The sequence below is a fragment of the Lysinibacillus fusiformis genome, assembly GCF_016925635.1.
Classification (GTDB): domain Bacteria; phylum Bacillota; class Bacilli; order Bacillales_A; family Planococcaceae; genus Lysinibacillus; species Lysinibacillus fusiformis_F.
On the sequence record NZ_CP070490.1, the window covers coordinates 2368710 to 2386173 of the forward strand.

At 38.8% G+C, this 17464-nt stretch carries 17 protein-coding genes and 1 riboswitch; of the genes, 15 read left to right on the plus strand and 2 right to left on the minus strand.

Annotation, left to right across the window (positions count from 1 at the left end; all coding sequences use genetic code 11):
- Positions 1-138: 138 nt before the first annotated feature.
- Positions 139-363, plus strand: a complete 225-nt coding sequence (locus tag JTI58_RS11640) for a YuzB family protein (RefSeq protein ID WP_004227652.1) — start codon at positions 139-141, stop codon at positions 361-363.
- 204 nt (positions 364-567) lie between these two features.
- A complete protein-coding gene (locus JTI58_RS11645) occupies positions 568-1875 on the plus strand; it encodes an HD domain-containing protein (protein WP_205446744.1) in 1308 nt (435 codons plus the stop codon).
- 80 nt (positions 1876-1955) lie between these two features.
- Here JTI58_RS11645 and JTI58_RS11650 read toward each other — a convergent pair whose 3' ends face one another.
- Positions 1956-2141 carry a 2-hydroxymuconate tautomerase gene (locus JTI58_RS11650; RefSeq protein ID WP_004231516.1) on the minus strand — a complete coding sequence of 62 codons (186 nt, stop codon included), beginning with the start codon at positions 2139-2141 and terminating at the stop codon, positions 1956-1958.
- Positions 2142-2307: 166 nt separating this feature from the next.
- Here JTI58_RS11650 and JTI58_RS11655 point away from each other — a divergent pair, with 166 nt between their 5' ends.
- Complete coding sequence (locus tag JTI58_RS11655; RefSeq protein WP_205446745.1) at positions 2308-2826, plus strand: YwhD family protein; 519 nt, start codon at positions 2308-2310, stop codon at positions 2824-2826.
- Positions 2827-3181: 355 nt separating this feature from the next.
- On the opposite strand, the gene JTI58_RS11660 is transcribed toward JTI58_RS11655, so the two are convergent.
- A complete protein-coding gene (locus JTI58_RS11660; protein ID WP_205446746.1) occupies positions 3182-5236 on the minus strand; it encodes a transglycosylase domain-containing protein in 2055 nt (684 codons plus the stop codon).
- Between the two features lie 315 nt (positions 5237-5551).
- Between JTI58_RS11660 and speB the strand changes: the two genes are divergently transcribed.
- From speB to JTI58_RS11720, 12 genes are all read left to right on the plus strand, one after another.
- Positions 5552-6424: an agmatinase gene (speB, locus tag JTI58_RS11665; protein WP_205446747.1), complete on the plus strand. Its 873-nt coding sequence runs from the start codon at positions 5552-5554 to the stop codon at positions 6422-6424.
- A gap of 234 nt (positions 6425-6658) precedes the next feature.
- Positions 6659-6934: a hypothetical protein gene (locus JTI58_RS11670; RefSeq protein ID WP_205446748.1), complete on the plus strand. Its 276-nt coding sequence runs from the start codon at positions 6659-6661 to the stop codon at positions 6932-6934.
- A 24-nt stretch (positions 6935-6958) separates the two neighbouring features.
- Complete coding sequence (yidC, locus tag JTI58_RS11675) at positions 6959-7591, plus strand: membrane protein insertase YidC (protein ID WP_205446749.1); 633 nt, start codon at positions 6959-6961, stop codon at positions 7589-7591.
- Positions 7592-7747: 156 nt separating this feature from the next.
- The gene (locus JTI58_RS11680) at positions 7748-8179 is read left to right on the plus strand and encodes a YwiB family protein (protein ID WP_205446750.1); all 432 of its coding nucleotides are present in this window, start codon (positions 7748-7750) and stop codon (positions 8177-8179) included.
- The gene (argS, locus tag JTI58_RS11685; RefSeq protein WP_205446751.1) at positions 8179-9846 is read left to right on the plus strand and encodes an arginine--tRNA ligase; all 1668 of its coding nucleotides are present in this window, start codon (positions 8179-8181) and stop codon (positions 9844-9846) included. Before JTI58_RS11680 ends, argS begins: the two co-directional genes overlap by 1 nt.
- Positions 9847-9891: 45 nt before the next feature.
- On the plus strand, positions 9892-10134 hold the full coding sequence (locus JTI58_RS11690) for a hypothetical protein (protein ID WP_205446752.1): 243 nt from the start codon (positions 9892-9894) through the stop codon (positions 10132-10134).
- Positions 10100-10489: a MerR family transcriptional regulator gene (locus JTI58_RS11695; RefSeq protein ID WP_205446753.1), complete on the plus strand. Its 390-nt coding sequence runs from the start codon at positions 10100-10102 to the stop codon at positions 10487-10489. The genes JTI58_RS11690 and JTI58_RS11695 overlap by 35 nt, the downstream gene beginning before the upstream one ends.
- Entirely contained in the window at positions 10482-11984 is a 1503-nt protein-coding gene (locus JTI58_RS11700) for a class I adenylate-forming enzyme family protein (protein WP_205446754.1), read from the plus strand. The genes JTI58_RS11695 and JTI58_RS11700 overlap by 8 nt, the downstream gene beginning before the upstream one ends.
- Before the next feature lies 1 nt (position 11985).
- The gene (locus JTI58_RS11705) at positions 11986-13653 is read left to right on the plus strand and encodes an acyl-CoA dehydrogenase family protein (RefSeq protein ID WP_205446755.1); all 1668 of its coding nucleotides are present in this window, start codon (positions 11986-11988) and stop codon (positions 13651-13653) included.
- A gap of 57 nt (positions 13654-13710) precedes the next feature.
- Positions 13711-13893, plus strand: a riboswitch (cobalamin riboswitch).
- A 138-nt stretch (positions 13894-14031) separates the two neighbouring features.
- Positions 14032-14997, plus strand: coding sequence for an ABC transporter substrate-binding protein (locus JTI58_RS11710; protein ID WP_205446756.1), 966 nt, complete (start codon positions 14032-14034; stop codon positions 14995-14997).
- The gene (locus tag JTI58_RS11715; RefSeq protein WP_205446757.1) at positions 14994-15995 is read left to right on the plus strand and encodes a FecCD family ABC transporter permease; all 1002 of its coding nucleotides are present in this window, start codon (positions 14994-14996) and stop codon (positions 15993-15995) included. Before JTI58_RS11710 ends, JTI58_RS11715 begins: the two co-directional genes overlap by 4 nt.
- Positions 15992-17452, plus strand: a complete 1461-nt coding sequence (locus JTI58_RS11720) for an adenosylcobinamide amidohydrolase (RefSeq protein WP_205446758.1) — start codon at positions 15992-15994, stop codon at positions 17450-17452. The genes JTI58_RS11715 and JTI58_RS11720 overlap by 4 nt, the downstream gene beginning before the upstream one ends.
- Positions 17453-17464 lie beyond the last annotated feature (12 nt).

Here is a 17464-nt window from a genome sequence, read left to right on the forward strand (position 1 = left end):
AATAGAAGGGGAAAAGTGCGATACAATACCCGATGTAGGTTTGTGCACATGCTGCATACTTAAATATGTGAAGGTCATGTGTTCAATAGAGCGAGATTATGTTTGAAAAAATACTATATAGAAAGGGTTGTTGACAAAATGGCAAACGAATTTAAAGTTTGCGATGAATGTCAGGCCGTTAACTTAAAGACGTTAATTCCAAAATTAAAGGAAATCGATCCTGATGCAACCATCGAAATTGGCTGTCATTCTTACTGTGGTCCAGGACGCAAAAAGACATTTACCTTTGTAAATAGCCGCCCAGTTGCTGCATTAACAGAAGATGAACTAATGGAAAAGGTTTTAGCAAAATTAAAAAAGTAAAATGAAAAGCTATCTCTACTTGAGGGGATAGTTTTTGTTTTGCTTATTTTTATATGTTGAGAAATTAGACCAATGTAGATTTAAAAATAATGATGAAAGTAATGGAAATAGGTTGTTAATATCTATAGAAAAATGGCAATAAGTATGCTAGTCCTAGATTTATCGCATATAATAGAACTACAACAAAATGGGGGTGCTATCCAAATGACATATGCAAACGCTAAATTAGAAGAAGAAAAGGTATTTAAAGACCCAGTACACCGTTATGTACATGTTCGAGATCAAGTGATATGGGATTTAGTGGGTACAAGAGAATTTCAGCGTTTACGTAGAATTCGTCAGCTAGGTACCACATTTTTAGTATTTCATGGAGCGGAACACAGTCGCTTTAGTCATTCTCTTGGGGTTTACGAAATTGTACGTCGCATAGTAGATGATATCTTTGTTGGTCGTCCAGATTGGGATGAAAGTGAAAGATTATTAGTATTATGTGCAGCCCTTTTACATGATTTAGGGCATGGACCATTTTCTCATGCTTTTGAAAATGTTTTTGAGCTTGATCATGAATATTACACAAGGCAAATTTTGTTGGGTGATACGGAAGTAAATGCTATCTTAAAAAAAGTGGCAGATGATTTTCCAGAAAAGGTATCACAAGTGATTGGAAAGACATATCCAAATAAGCAAGTAATTAGTTTAATTTCTAGCCAAATTGATGCAGATCGTATGGATTACTTACAACGTGATGCTTATTTTACAGGTGTTAGCTACGGTCACTTTGATATGGAACGGATTTTGAGAGTAATGCGTCCGCGTAAAAATCAAGTGGTGATCAAAGCAACAGGCATGCATGCGGTGGAAGACTATATAATGAGTCGCTATCAAATGTACTTACAAATTTATTTCCATCCTGTATCACGCAGCGCAGAGGTAATTTTAAATAATATTTTAAAAAGAGTAAAACAATTAAGCTTAGCGGGCTATACATTTAAGCATGAGCCTACTCATTTCCTAGCATTCTTCCGTAATGCTATTACATTAGAGGATTATCTTGCGTTAGACGAGAGTATACTTTTTACATATTTTCAGTTATGGATGCAAGAGGAAGATGCTATTCTAAGTGATTTAAGTCGCCGTTTTGTGAATCGTAAGCTATTTCAATACATTGATTTAGACCCTGGTGTGGAGCTCAATAAATATCAAAAACTCCAAGAGCTTTTCAAAAAGGCAGACTTGAACCCTGATTATTATCTTGTTCATGATACAACGGCAGATCTACCATATGATTTTTACAGACCTGGTGAGGAAGAAGTACGTGTACCGATTTTTCTAGAAATGAAAAATGGTGAGCTGCGGGAACTTTCACGTGAATCCATTATTGTCGATTCCATATCAGGACGTATGAAACGAGATCATAAAATCTATTTTCCATTAGATTTCTTAGAGGATGAAGCTACACATCCAACCATCAAACAGCAAATACTAACATTGTTAAGAAAAGACGAAAAGTAAGTTGTAGCTGGCACTAGCATTTTCATGAAGTGATTATAAAAAAGGGTAGAGCGCTCTGTTGTGCTCTACCCATCTTACTATTATTTGTCGCTAAAACGAACGCCTGCAACGCCGTAATGGTTTTTAGACATTTCTTCGATAAAAACTGTTACATTTTCTGCAGGTGCATTCACTGTGCGAGATACGGCCTCTGTTACTTCCTTTACAAGAGCACGTTTTTGTTCCTCTGTACGACCTTCAAGCATTTTCACTGTTACGTATGGCATAATATTGCCTCCTTTATAGAATAATGTTGTATAGTTAGTTTATAAGAAAGTATAAACTTCTTACTTGCGTTGAGGCATATGCGCGATGGCGAAAATAGTGATTGTTTCGACAAAATATGCGTTGATATGCTTTCCTTTATAATAGCAGAATGGAGGATATTTAAGTATGGCAAATGAAGAAAAACCAAAACAAAAAATGGGTTTTACGATTATAAAAAATGATCCAACAGATGGACATAAAGGGTTTGGTATCGGTTCACTTTCATTAGAGAATGTATCGCCGGTTATTGTTGATGTAGAAGAAGGAACGGCTTCTGTTGAAATTGGTGCCATGCATGCACGGAGTGACGTAGAACGTGGTATTAAATTTACAATGGACCGTGCTGATTCAGAGGGTGGAAAACCATATTGGCTCGTATGGGTGACGATAGATCATAAAGAAGATGGGCCATATTATGCGGGTGTAACAGCTTGTGAAATGGTTGTTAACCGTGAAAAAAGACGTGGCTATAAAATTCTAGCTGACCATGTGAATAAAATGGATAAATCCATGAAGCGTCATATCATTGTGGAGCATATGGATGCACCGTCTAAAAAAGTGTTAGCTACTTTCCTTGAGCAACTAAATCCAGACTTGTGGGGACGTAGTGGGGAGCAATTGCGTCAAGACTTATTTGTCGAATAGACTCATAATGATTGAACAATCTGTGACATTTTGCAATCGCTTTCGATATTAGGTTGAAAGTGGGTTTGAAACAAAGTACACTTGATGCAGAGCTTACATTTTAGTAAGCTAGGACACTTGGTCTCGCGAATGCGATGAGCGCTATGCGGCATTTGAACAACCCAAACCCAAGCCAAATGCCCCATGATGCTCATACTTCGCGGACCATAAAAAAGAAAAGCTTTCTGTTCCCACGGACACGTCTCCGGGGAAGAGAAAGCTTTTCTTATTTTTTGTATATCAGTTACTTTGTCGAGAGCCTTCATAACTTACAACGTATTAGGTTTAAAAAGGTTTCCGGATTATTGTTTGTTTTTTAGTCCTTAAATATAGAGAACGGTAGCATATTCCAAAATTCTCCCCATGTATTACTGTCAAGAATGTCGAAGTTTGTACATTTCTCAGTCGGTACATCCTTAGATTCCATATATACAAGACGTTGTTTAGGACATGCGTCAGTCGCTAATTTACCTGTTTCGATATCAATGACAACACCTTCAACACCTTTTGGCTTTTTGAAATCTTCATTTTTTGTACCTTTATTAACAGCCTCCATAAAGTCAATCCAGATTTGCTTTGTTGCAGCAGTATCTTCCTTCGTCGTAAGATTTTTACCCTGATCATAGCCATTCCATACACCAGCAGTAAGTCTTGGTGTAAAACCGATTAACCATTGATCACTATTGGTAGAGCCTGATTTAGCAGCATATGTGTGTGTCATACGTGAACGAATACTAATTCCTGTAGCAGGTGAGTAGTCACTGAATACCGGATCAAAAATACCTGTCATCATTTCTGTTAAGATGTATGCATTTTCTTTAGAAATGGCTGTTTCTGCTTTGCTTGCAACATCTTTGTTTTCATAAATAACATCCCCATGTGCATTTTTAATGGATACAATGGTTGTTGGCGTTGTTTGCTGTCCTTGTGATGCCAAAACATTATATGCATTCGTCATTTCATACAATGTTGTTTCAATCGTACCAAGTGCAATTGATAAATTATCCTTCGCACCAATCCCTACATTAAAACGGTTTGCCATATCATGAAACTCTTTGAAACCAATGTCCTCTAAGGTTTTTACTGCGTAAATATTATCCGAAATAGCAATGGCTTGTGCCATCGTCATATCATGATCTGCGAATTGACCATTGACGTTTTTAGGTGCATAAGTGCCGCGCCCATTATCATAAGTAAAAGTTGTTTCACCAACATCTAAAAAAGTTAGTGGAGTGTAACCATTTTCAAGTGCCGCTGCATATAAAATCGGCTTAATAGTAGAACCTGGTTGACGTTTGGCTTGTGTAACCCGGTTAAACGAGCTTACTGAATAGTCACGACCACCGACTAATGCAGTGACAGCTCCTGTTTTAGATTCCATACTCACGAACGCAGATTGCAGATCATTAGCAGGCATATTTTTGGCTACCGCTTCTTCAGCCGCTTTTTGATGTTCCAGATTAAGCGTTGTTTGAATCGTCCAGCCACCTTCACTAATATCGAGATTTTTTGATTTTAAAATTTCACTCGCTTCTTGCCACGCCACATCTAGGAAATAAGGGGCAACAGATTTGGTTGCAACCCAGCTATCATTTTTTAAGACAAGCTGTTCATTTTCAGCACGCGCTTTTTCTTCTTGTGTAATGGCGCCTTGGTCTGCCATAAGTTTTAAAATAACGTGTTGGCGATTGGTAGCCTTATCTAAATTGGCAATTGGTGAATAAATGCTTGGACCTTTTGGTACACCTGTTAGCATTGCTGCTTCTGCAAGCGTTAAATCACTAGCAGATTTCCCGAAATAAAAACGGCTGGCAGCTTCTACTCCATACATACCGTGACCGTAATATACTGTATTTAAATAGCCCTCTAGTATTTCGTCCTTATCATAAAAAACTTCTAATCTATAAGCATACAGGGCTTCGTTCAATTTACGTGTCCAAGACTTTTCATGGGAAAGATAAAGGTTACGAGCATATTGTTGTGTAATGGTACTAGCTCCTTGAACCTTTCCACCAGCCTTTATATCCACTAAAATGGCACCAGCAATACGTGAATAATCGAAACCGCCATGTTCATAAAAATCCTTATCTTCAACAGCAACTACAGCTTCCTTTAAATAAGGTGACATCTCATCGAGACCAACCCAATATCTTCGTTGATTTGTAAAGTGATCCCCAATTTGGTGCTCATTTTCATCTAAGAAAATGGAAGCCTTTGGTACGGTTAAAGGCGGTGCACCAGCCACTTGAACATAGATGCGGAGTGCGACAAATGCTACAACAATTGCAGATGTAAAGGCGACAAATAGCGTAAGACTTTTGCGTGTGCGCTTTACACGCTGTTGCTTTCGATGATAGCTTTTTCGTTTCATCCGACTTCACCTCGTTTTCTCACAGCTTCGAACTTAGCTTTAGTATGTGTTCGAACATTCATCTTTAATCGAAATTCTAACTAAAAACTATTGCACTTTATTCAAAAACATCTATACTTTTTTTGTACTACTTGAAATGCTGGCATTCGACAAAAAAATCGCACCTTGTAGATTTTAATCGAAATTTGCTAGACGTTCCAATAATGTATACGAGGATAAAAGGATACAGGTTTCATTACAATCCTGTAAGCCATAATAGAAGAAGTCGGAAAAATGATGATCAACACAATATTTTAATAATATGGAGGGCTAGCAATGAGATTTGATGAAGCTTATTCTGGAAATGTTTTTATAAAAAGTCATCCTACATATGACGATGCACAGGCAGTGATTTATGGCATGCCAATGGATTGGACAGTAAGTTATCGTCCAGGATCACGTTTTGGTCCACAGCGTATCCGTGAGGTATCCATTGGTCTTGAGGAGTACAGCCCATACCTAGATCGTGAGCTTGAGGAAGTAAAGTACTTTGACGCAGGCGATATTCCACTACCATTCGGTAATGCGCAGCGCTCATTAGATGAGATTGAGAAATTTATTGAAAAATTATTAGCGGATGGCAAGATTCCTGTCGGCATGGGTGGGGAGCATTTAGTATCGTGGCCTGTGATGAAGGCTGTATCAGCTAAATATGATGATCTTGCAATTATTCACTTTGATGCACATACAGATTTACGTGTGGAATATGAGGGAGAGCCACTTTCGCACTCTACACCTATTCGTAAAATTGCAGAACATATTGGGCCGAAAAATGTCTATTCATTTGGTATCCGTTCAGGCATGAAAGAAGAGTTTGATTGGGCAAAGGAAAACGGCATGCACATTTCAAAATTTGAAGTGCTTGAACCGTTAAAAGAGGTTCTCCCAACATTAGCTGGACGCAATGTGTATGTAACAATTGATATTGACGTTCTAGATCCAGCACACGCACCAGGCACTGGTACAGTAGACTGTGGTGGCATTACATCGAAAGAATTGCTAGCTTCCATCCACGCTATTGCAGCAAGTGGTGTAAATGTTGTAGGTTTTGACCTAGTTGAAGTAGCACCAATCTATGATTCTTCAGAAATGACAGCAAACACAGCTTCAAAATTATTACGAGAAATGATCTTAGGCTGGGTAAAATAAGTAGGGCTTTGTAAATAAAGTTACTTGAATGGGGTTAGCTATGAGCTAGCCCCATTTTGTATTTTCAATTTGAAATAATGAGTGGATCTTAGTCATAAAATTGAAACTTATTTTACTTTGTTTCGTAGATAAGTTAGGTAATAGTTCATATTACAAAAGAGAGAAAGATTGATGAAACCAATGTCAACTTAGAATATATGGTTCTTCAATTTAAAAAAGGGAAGGAGGGGTATTATGATTTGGTCGCTTCTCATCAATGATTTATTCATCTTTGTCAGTACAATGGAATACTTTTGGCTATTAGCTTCTTTGGTTTTAACTGTCCTAAGTGTTCATTTGCATCTGTATCTCGTTAATAAAATAACCGTTCAAGAAGTGAAGGACGAAGAGTTTGAAGTTGACTATAATATCACGAATACTTGGACTCCACCTATGCTAACGTGGTTTGTTCTGTGTATTAGAACATCCGAAGATAATGAAGAAGAAAGTGTATCTCCTAGTTTGATTTAAACTTTTAAACTAGGAGGAATATCATTGTTAACATTTCTAGCACAACCTATTATTAACGTCATTCATTTTATTCATTCTTTTACAGGCAGCTATGCACTTAGTGTTATTGGCATTACGATTATAGTCAGATTAATTCTTATGCCGTTATTTATTCAATCGGCAAAACATCAAAAGCACTCAAAAGAATTAATGACTACCATTAAGCCTGAATTAGATGCGCTTACGGACAAATATAAGAATAGTCAAAGCGAATCTGAAAAAAGAATGGTACAACATAAAATCCAAGAGCTAACTTCCGATTCATTGAAAAGTTCTTTATTAGGTTGTTTACCAATCATCATTCAATTACCTATATTATTTTCACTGTATTACGCGATTAAGTTAGATTCAGTGATTGCCAATGAAAACTTCCTTTGGATGAATTTAGGTACGATTGATATTGGGATTTCGCTGATTGCTTGTTTGATTTATTTAATTCAAAGTTCTATCGCCTTAGAAAAAAGTCAACCGTTAAATATGAAGATAATGGTATTTATTAATCCAATCATGATCCTCATTTTTAGTCTGTTCAATCCAGCGATTATCCCAATCTATTGGACAGTTAGTGCTTTATTGTTAATAGTTCAACAATTGATCATAAAAAAATGGTATAGATAAAATGAAATCCTCTCTTTCAGTTATTGGAAGGAGAGGGTTTTTATTTACTCTCATAAACTTGTTGTGGACCTTTACATCACTTCTATCTTGAAAAAACATAAGTATTCATCCTATAATAAAAAGGTTATAGTAAAAGACTAAAAAGGGGCATCCGTTATGGCGAACGAAGTAAGATCGCAAGTGAACATTAAGCTCATTTCTACCATTCGTCCAAGTGATGGAGAGTCCGAAAGTTATGAAATGTGGCTCAAAGGGCAGCTACTTGAAAAAGCAGGAAGCCTGTATTTGAAATATGATGAGGTGCAGGAGGATAAAATCATCCGCACAACGATGAAGTTAGGTCATGAAAAGGCATTGATTATGCGTGCGGGAGCGGTTAGTATGCGACTACCACTGAACATAATTGAACAACAAAAAGGGCATTATGAAAGTGAGTTGGGTTCCATGCCACTCGTTATTGACACAAAAAAAATGACGTTTACAAAACAGGCAATAAGCGGAGATTTCCATGTACAGTACGATTTACTAATGGGTGGGCAATCCGTTGGCAACTATACATTAGATATTACATTTACGGAGGTACAATAATGAACGCAGTAGAACAAGTACAACAGGCTATTAAAGCAGCGATAGTACAGGCTGTTGAAAAAGCAGGCTTAGTTGAGGCTGGCACAGAATTATCGATTCACCTGGAAACACCAAAGGATAAAGCAAATGGTGACTATGCAACAAACATTGCGATGCAATTAACGAAGTTAGCTAAAAAGCCACCTCGTGCTATTGCGGAAGCTATTTTAGAAAACCTGGATACAGCAGGTACAGATATTGAAAAAATCGATATTGCTGGTCCTGGCTTCATGAATATCACAGTACGTAAAGATTTCCTAACTGGGGTAATTACGCAAGCTCTTGAGCAAGGTACTGACTACGGTCGTTCAAATGCTGGTGCAGGAGAAAAGATTCAAGTGGAGTTCGTTTCAGCAAACCCTACTGGCGACCTTCATTTAGGTCATGCTCGAGGCGCTTCTGTTGGAGATTCCTTATGTAATGTGTTAGATATGGCTGGTTACAGTGTCTCTCGTGAATATTATATTAATGATGCAGGTAATCAAATTAATAACTTAGCTTACTCATTAGAAGCTCGTTATAAACAAGCATTAGGAATGGAAGCTGAGATGCCAGAAGATGGCTATCATGGGCAAGATATCATTGATATTGCGGGTAAATTAGCTGAGGAGCATGGTGAAGCTATTCTAGCAAAATCAGATGAAGATCGTTTTGCCTTCTTCCGTCAGCATGGTTTAGCTTTAGAATTGGATAAATTAAAAACAGACCTAGCAAACTTCCGTGTGAATTTTGATGTCTGGTATTCTGAAACATCTCTATATGAAAACGGTAAAATCGAAGTAGCATTAGATAAATTAAAAGCCAATGGTCATGTGTTTGAAGAGGATGGTGCCACATGGTTCCGCTCTACAACATTTGGTGATGATAAAGATCGTGTGTTAATTAAAAATGATGGGTCATTCACATATTTAACGCCAGATATTGCTTACCACGAAGACAAAATTGTCCGTGGCTTCGATAAATTAATCAATATTTGGGGTGCTGACCATCACGGTTATATTCCACGTATGAAAGCAGCGATTCAAGCACTTGGCTATGACCGTGATACGTTAGAAGTGGAAGTTATTCAAATGGTTCAGCTTTATAAAAACGGTGAAAAATTCAAAATGTCTAAACGTACAGGGAATGCAGTAACAATGCGTGAGCTTGTAGAAGAGGTAGGTCTAGATGCTGTTCGTTACTTCTTTGTTAAAACAGCGGGCGATTCTCATATGGACTTTGATCTTGACCTTGCTGTCTCACAATCGAATGAAAACCCTGTGTACTATGCACAATATGCGCATGCACGTATTTCATCTATTTTACGTTCAGCAAATGAACAAGGCTTTGCTGCTACAACAGAACATCTCAATCTGTTAACAGCAGAAAAAGAAATTGATTTATTGAAAAAGATTGGCGATTTCCCGAGAGTGGTAGCGGAAGCAGCGAAACACCGTACACCACACCGTATCGCAAACTATATTCAAGAAACAGCAGCTGCATTCCATAGTTTCTATAATGCAGAAAAAGTATTAGATGCTTCAAACAAAGAGTTAACAGAGGCTCGTTTAGCGTTAATTACGGCTGTCCGCACAACAATTGCGAATGCACTACGTTTAATTGGTGTATCTGCACCGGAAAAAATGTAATACCTTTTTAAGCTCCTAACATGAAATGTGTTAGGGGCTTTTTTAATGGATAGAAGGCTGAAAGTGAACGATAGAGTTCTACAAGTGGCGGATATAACCGTAAAAGTGACGGATAGAAAGACGAGAGAAACGGATAGACCGTGGAATATTAGCTGTTTCAAACTTTATTTTTCTGTTAATTTCGAAAATTTTGTTGAAGTTTACGTTAACGTCAATGGTATACTGTTGCCAATTAGGAAAGGGGGAGATGGCTTTGAAGACGATTCAGGAGGTAGCAAAGGAGTTTAATGTATCTACACGGACAATTCGTTATTATGAGGAACTTGGGCTTCTTTGTCCTCATCGCTCATCTACCAATCAACGAACCTTTTCCAAAAAAGAATTGGCGAAGCTCAAGCTTATTTTCAGAGGCAAGCGTTATGGATTTTCTCTGGAGGAAATCAAAGAGATGGTTTTACTATTTGATTTTGATCGCTCGGGAATTCAGCAATTAGAACGAACGGTTGAATACGGAGAACAAAAAATTCAAGAGATTGAGAGTAAAATAGCTGAGCTGACGCAGATGAAACATGAATTACAACAAATGCATGGCATGTTTAGTGAAAAATTAGCGACTTTAAAGGGAGAGATGCACGATGAATAGTTCCAATTTATTAGCACGTAATGCCCGTAAGTATCCGAAAAATGAAGCCGTTATTTGTCATGGCAGAAGCGTTACCTATCAAGATTTAGATGAGCAGGTGACACGTTTCAGTCATGCTTTGCTAGAGCAGGGAGTAAGGCAGGGTGATAAGGTAATCATCTTCATGCCAAACGTTTTAGAGTTTGTTGTCAGTTACTTTGCTATTCAGCGTATCGGAGCGATTGTTGTGCCAGTCAATGCGAAATTTACATTGCAGGAAGTAGAGTACGTGGCGCAGCATGCAGAAGCGAAGGCAATTGTCGTTCATGAGGCTATTTTTGCTGCAGTTGAACAGCTAGCTGTGATTCCGGTAAAAATTAAAACAGGTCAAGAAAAAGTGGGTTGGCTTCAATATGAAACAATGCTTCAAAATGCTAGCACACAACTGATTGATTGCCAGCTGCATGAAGATGACCCTTCCACGATTTTGTATACATCTGGTACAACAGGGAAACCAAAGGGTGTGTTATTTAGCTATCGTAATATTTTAACAGTGGCACAAATGATTGCTGTTGAAATGGAGGTAAAGCCTGAGAGCCGTATTTTGCTCATGATGCCATTAACACACTCGGCGCCATTGCATTTATTTTTAATGGCAGGCGTATTGGTAGGCTCAACAAATGTGTTAACACCAACTTTTACACCTGATTTATTCATTGATGCCATTGAACAGGAGAAAACCACACATTTCTTTGGTGCACCTGTTGCTTATTTATTAACGGCTCAGATGCCAAGATTACAATCGGCTGATTTGTCTTCAATGAAATGGTGGGTGTATGGTGGGGCACCATTATCCCAAAATGAAGTTCATTTCATTCAGCAGGCATTCCGAACAAATAATTTAACTTGTGTATATGGATTAACAGAGGCTGGACCAAGTGGTTCATTATTATTTGGCAAGGAGCATGAAACAAAGGCTGGAAGTATAGGGCAGCGGGCGCCGCTTGGTACAGAGTTGCGTATTGTGAATGACAACGGAGAAGATGTAAATGTAGGCGAAGTAGGGGAAATTGTTTTGTTAGGTGAGGGCAATATGCTTGGCTACTATAAGGATGAAGTAGCAACGAATGCCGCCTTCATTGACGGTTGGTTAAAAACAGGAGATTTAGCTCGTAGGGATGAAGATGGTTTTATTTGGATTGTTGATCGTAAAAAGGATGTCATTATTTCGGGTGGTGTCAACATTTATCCGAAAGAAATTGAAGATTGCTTATTAGGCTTTGAAGGGATATTCGAGGTTGCTGTGATTGGTGTACCCCATCCACAATGGGGGGAAACTGTAAAGGCAGTATATTCCGCTAAACAAGACATTGATGAGGAAGCGCTGAAAGCTTATTTAGAGGAACATCTGGCAAAGTTTAAAATACCACGTATTTTCGAAAAAGTGGAAGCGCTACCACGCAATGCATCAGGTAAAATATTAAAACAATCTTTGAAGGGGCAAGAGGTGAGATAGCATGAAAGTATTACAACAAGAAGAAATGCGTACTACGAACTTTTTTACAGAGGATGAAACGCTTCAAAAAATATTAGAAATGATGTTAGATAAAGAGTTTTTGTCCTATGCCCATCGAGAGTTAACAGATTTTGGAGAGCTATGTGCAGGTGATATTGATGTGAGGGCAAAGCATACAGATCGGCAGGGGGAGCCTCGCCTTCAAAGGTATGATGCCTATGGTGAAGAGATATCAGAGGTTTGGGTCAATGATGGCTATAAGAAAACGATTGAAGAGACATATAATACGGGTATTGTCGGCTATGTGCACAAGGATATTCCACAGCTAGGTCACAAGGGGAATTATGTTTATAGCTTTGCGCAAGGTTACTTATTGTCTCATGCAGAGCCTGGTTTTTATTGTCCCGTGACATTGACGATGGCTACTGCCTACCTATTAGATCATTATGCGGATGAAGAGGTGAAGCAGCGTTTCTTACCTCATGTTTGTGCAACAGGTGACACAGAGTTATATGAAGGTGCGACATTTTTAACAGAACGTCAAGGAGGCTCAGACGTTGGCGCGAATGTTGTGGAGGCGAGAAAGGATGGCGCTGCGTATCGCCTATATGGTGAAAAATACTTCGCATCCAATGCGGGCATGTGTGGAGTAGCGATGGTGTTGGCACGACTAGAAGATGCGCCAGCAGGTTCCAAAGGCTTAACATTGTTTGCAGTTCCTTGGCACAAAGAAGATGGAACAGCCAATCATCTTCGTATTCGCCGACTAAAAGATAAGTTAGGCGTTCGGGCAGTTCCTTCAGGTGAGGTAGAATTTGATGGTGCACTTGCCTATGTTGTAGGGGAGCAAAATAAAGGGATTTATTACATGCTAGAAGCACTAAATCTCTCAAGAATTTGTAATGCAGTAGCTTCAATTGGCATTATGCGTCGTGGCTTTTTAGAGGCAAAACATTACGTAACCAATCGTTATGCATTTGGCAAGCCTTTAACACAATACCCTATGGTTCAGGATACTTTAGGTAAATTTGCGGCTAAGTTGCATGTGGAAGTAGCGACAGTTTTTGATCTTATTCAATTATACGATAAAGTGACGAGTGGACAGGGAACACAGCAAGACCTTATTATGAATCGTTTATATATTGCCATTATGAAAAAGGAAACAGCAGAGCAAGCCGTTCATTATGCTAGTGAGGCAATTGAATTACACGGAGGTAATGGCTATATCGAAGACTTTGTAACGCCCCGCTTATTAAGAGACGCACAAGTGTTGACGGTGTGGGAGGGGACGGCTAATATTTTGGCCTTAGAACTCATTCGGTTAGTAGATAAGTTTCATGCACATGAACTGTTTGTACAGGAGATGGAGGAACGCTTAGAAAAATTAGCTAACAGCTCGTTAGTACAAATCGTTAAAGAACAATTGGCGAATATGGCTGTGAAACTACAAATCTTTAGCGCTTTAGACGCGGCAACGAAATCTTTTGAAGCAAAAGATATGGCGAAAAAAATGGCTCATCTTTATGAAAGTGTCGTAGCAGTAGAATGGGCGCATAAATTTGGTGGGAAATATGAAAAACTAGCGGACGTTTATTTAGAGCAGACGTGGTCATTAAGAGAAATGGGTGCTCAAATGAAAACAGTTCAATATTTTTCTGAAATTGTATAATAGCTTGGGAGTCGTCTTGAATGGAGGCGACTTCTTTCATTTTCATGTATAATGAAATCAACTGAATATTGTAAAGGTTCTTTACTTAAGTAAAGTGAAAAGGGAAATCGGTGTAATTCCGATGCGGTCCCGCCACTGTAAGTGTGAGTTTTTTCAAATGATGCCACTGAAGATTTCGGGAAGGCTTGAAAAATCGCAAGGAGCACAAGCCAGGAGACCTGCCTTTATAACAGACATGACAACCTACGAGGATAGGGTGGTGGATTTTGTATCAGTTTTTTTGGTGCGATTTTGCCCCCCTCATCATTCAAAGATGAGGGGTTTATTTTGATGCAGAATAAAGTGAAATGTCGCACGGATCAACGAAGGAGGATTCACATGAAGAAATTTTGGAAAATAGGATTATCAGCATTTTTAGCAGTAGGCTTGCTAGCTGCTTGTGGACAAGAAGCAAAAGATAACAAGCCAGCTACTGAGCAGCAAACACAGCAAGAAACAGCACAGGATGAAGCAACATTCCCAATGACTATAACAGATGCCCTTGGCAAGGACATTACTCTTGAAGCACCTCCTGAGAAAATTGTTTCACTTATTCCAAGTAACACTGAAATCCTTTTTGGACTTGGTTTAAATGATGAAATAGTTGGTGTTACTGACAACGACGATTATCCACCAGAGGCAACTGAGAAAGATAAGGTTGGCGGAATGGAATACGATATTGAAAAAATTATTGCCTTAAAACCAGATATCGTTTTTTCACACGAATCTAGCATGTCTCTATCAGAAGAGGCTATTGCACAGCTTGAATCAGCAGGTTTGAAAGTGTTTGTAGTAAGAAATGCACAAGACTTTAATGAAACATATACGACAATTGAGCAACTTGGTCGTGCTACAGGGAAATTACCAGAGGCTGAAAAAATTGTTGCTAATATGAAGGCCAAAGTAGAAGAAGTTTTGACTAAAGTCAAGGATGTTGAACCAAAAAAAGTGTTAGTCGAAGCATCGGATGAGCCAGATATTTATACAGCTGGCAATGGCACATTTATGAACGCAATGCTTGAAATGATCAATGCAGAGAATGTAGCTGTAGATGGTGATAATTGGTATAAAATTGATGCAGAACAAATTATCGCGAAAAATCCAGATGTCATTGTGGTGACATATCATTATGTACCAGATATTTTAACGAAAATACCAAAACGTGCGGGCTTTGATACTATTAATGCCGTAAAAAATAATGCGATTGTACAGGTAGATGAAAGTACAACGAGTCGTCAGGGACCACGTTTAGCAGAAGGTCTAGAAGAATTAGCAAAAGCGATCTATCCTGAGGTATTTAAGTGAAAAAAATAGCACTAGCCTATGCACTAACATGCACGCTTCTTCTTATTAGCATCTGGTGTGGCGTAGCGATAGGCTCAGTTCATATTCCATTAGAAGTATTGTGGAATAAGGCGGCTGATGAAACAGCCGCCAATATCTTTTGGAAAATTCGCTTGCCTCGCGTGTTGTTAGCGGGACTAGTGGGGGCATCTCTAGCTATTGCTGGAGCAGCATTCCAAGGTTTATTAAAAAACCCATTAGCAGACCCATACACACTAGGGGTTTCATCAGGGGCTTCTGTTGGTGCTGTTATAACAATCTTTTTTAGTATTTCTATCCCTGTCGTCGGTTTGTATGCTCTACCAACCTTTAGTATGATTGGTGCAATCATCACGATGGTAGTTGTCATGAGCTTTGCTAGACTCGTAGACCGTTCATTGAAAATGGAAACATTGATATTAACAGGTGTTATTTTTAGTTCATTTTTAGGTTCTCTTATTTCATTAATGATTGCTTTATCTGGTGAAGAATTACGTCAGGTAATAGGCTGGTTACTTGGTTCTGTATCGATGCGTGGTTGGCCATATGTCCAAATGATCATTCCATTTGTTATTGTAGGTTCAATTATGCTATGGACGCAAAGACGAGAGCTAAATGTTTTGTTGTATGGTGAAGAGCGAGCAAAACATTTAGGTGTTAATGTGAAGCGTAGTAAATATTTGATATTAGCAGGTGGCTCCATGCTAACCGGAGCAGCTGTAGCGGTTTCTGGCACAATTGGCTTTGTAGGATTAGTGGTGCCGCATATGACAAGGATGATTTGGGGTTCTGATCATCGCCACTTATTACCATTATCTTTTTTCAATGGTGCAACATTACTCATTATTTGCGACTTAGTAGCACGAACAATCATTGTGCCAAGAGAGCTACCAATTGGTGTTATTACGGCATTTATTGGAGCACCTGTTTTCTCCTATATTTTTTATAAGCAGCGAAGAAGCAAGGGGGTACGGGCATGATTGTTGTTGAACATCTATCAGGTGGCTATGAAGATGTACCAATCGTCAAGGATATTAGTTTTACTGTTGAAAAAGGGAAAATTCTTGGCATTCTAGGGCCGAATGGTAGCGGGAAATCCACATTATTAAAAGTAATGAGTGGTATTTTACCAGCTACTGCTGGAACTATTTCGATTGATGGACAAAATATTCTTTCTTATAATGCTCGTGCTTTGGCGCAAAAGATGGCTGTATTACCACAGCTTCATGCAAATGCTTTCTCGAATAGTGTGAGAGAGGCAGTTTCACTAGGGCGCTACCCGCATCAAACAGGCTTTTTCTCAAGTTGGTCTGCACAAGATGAGCAGGCTGTTCAACATGCCATGCTTCAAACAGGTGTAAAGCGATATGAGCATACGCCTATGGAATTTTTATCTGGCGGTGAACAACAAAGAGTGTTTGTAGCACAGGCCTTAGCTCAAACAGCAGAAATTCTATTACTGGATGAGCCAACTAATCATTTAGACATTGCACACCAACGTCAAATTTTAGACATGGTTCGGAAGGAAGCGATGGAATGTGGTTTAACGGTTGTTATGGTACTACACGATATGAATCTAGCCTCGCTTTATTGCGATGAATTGTTACTCATGGAGAGTGGGCAAGTGAGAGCACTTGGGGCACCACATGAAGTATTAATTGCCTCCCAAATTGAAGAAGTTTATCAAGCACGGGTGACTACATATGCACACCCTGAAATACCAAAACCGCAAATTACAATGATGCCTGCAGCAACTGACTACCAACAGCGAGCTGTCATTAAAAAAGAGCATTTTATGATAACGGAACACTATATTCAACTTACATCAGAGCTTCCTTTGAAGACCGTATCCTCTGCCGTTCATAACCCGGGTATTGGTTGGCATAATTGCTTATTAAATCGTTCAGTTCCTGGTGATTATGTCATCAGTGATGTAAAAAGAGAAGTTAGTGAATTTTTGCAAAGGGAGAATTTTTCTCCTACAAATACTGTTGTGATGTTAACAGCAGTGCCAACAGCTCTAGTGGCAATTAATGAATTTTCAGCACCTTTTGGCAGTATAATCGTAGCTGTAACAGCTGGCGTAGGCAATGCAGTTGATGTCTCTCGTGTTCACGAAAGACAAGATGAGCCATATATTGGTACTATTAATACATGGGTTATTATTAATGGTTGTTTATCCGAAGAGGCATTTTTTCAGGCATTGATGACAGCAACTGAGGCAAAAACCAAGGCGTTGCAATCAGAAAATATTCGTGATGAGCGGAGTGGGACTATTGCGACAGGTACTGCTACAGATAGTTTGTTAATTGCAGCGACTCAAAAAGGGGAAGAAATGCTGTATGGTGGCCCCATTACGGACGTTGGTAAAGTGATTGCAAAGGGTGTCTATGAAACAACAGTTCAGGCAATTAGGAATTATAAAAATGAATTTTAGGAGATGAGAGAA

Coding starts and splice junctions, on each gene's coding strand:
- speB (WP_205446747.1), top strand. CDS start 5,552: ATGAGATTTGATGAAGCTTATTCTGGAAATGTTTTTATAAAAAGTCAT.
- JTI58_RS11655 (WP_205446745.1), top strand. CDS start 2,308: ATGGCAAATGAAGAAAAACCAAAACAAAAAATGGGTTTTACGATTATA.
- JTI58_RS11650 (WP_004231516.1), bottom strand. CDS start 2,141: ATGCCATACGTAACAGTGAAAATGCTTGAAGGTCGTACAGAGGAACAA.
- JTI58_RS11640 (WP_004227652.1), top strand. CDS start 139: ATGGCAAACGAATTTAAAGTTTGCGATGAATGTCAGGCCGTTAACTTA.
- JTI58_RS11670 (WP_205446748.1), top strand. CDS start 6,659: ATGATTTGGTCGCTTCTCATCAATGATTTATTCATCTTTGTCAGTACA.
- JTI58_RS11705 (WP_205446755.1), top strand. CDS start 11,986: ATGAAAGTATTACAACAAGAAGAAATGCGTACTACGAACTTTTTTACA.
- JTI58_RS11680 (WP_205446750.1), top strand. CDS start 7,748: ATGGCGAACGAAGTAAGATCGCAAGTGAACATTAAGCTCATTTCTACC.
- JTI58_RS11720 (WP_205446758.1), top strand. CDS start 15,992: ATGATTGTTGTTGAACATCTATCAGGTGGCTATGAAGATGTACCAATC.
- JTI58_RS11660 (WP_205446746.1), bottom strand. CDS start 5,236: ATGAAACGAAAAAGCTATCATCGAAAGCAACAGCGTGTAAAGCGCACA.
- JTI58_RS11690 (WP_205446752.1), top strand. CDS start 9,892: ATGGATAGAAGGCTGAAAGTGAACGATAGAGTTCTACAAGTGGCGGAT.
- argS (WP_205446751.1), top strand. CDS start 8,179: ATGAACGCAGTAGAACAAGTACAACAGGCTATTAAAGCAGCGATAGTA.
- JTI58_RS11710 (WP_205446756.1), top strand. CDS start 14,032: ATGAAGAAATTTTGGAAAATAGGATTATCAGCATTTTTAGCAGTAGGC.
- JTI58_RS11645 (WP_205446744.1), top strand. CDS start 568: ATGACATATGCAAACGCTAAATTAGAAGAAGAAAAGGTATTTAAAGAC.
- JTI58_RS11700 (WP_205446754.1), top strand. CDS start 10,482: ATGAATAGTTCCAATTTATTAGCACGTAATGCCCGTAAGTATCCGAAA.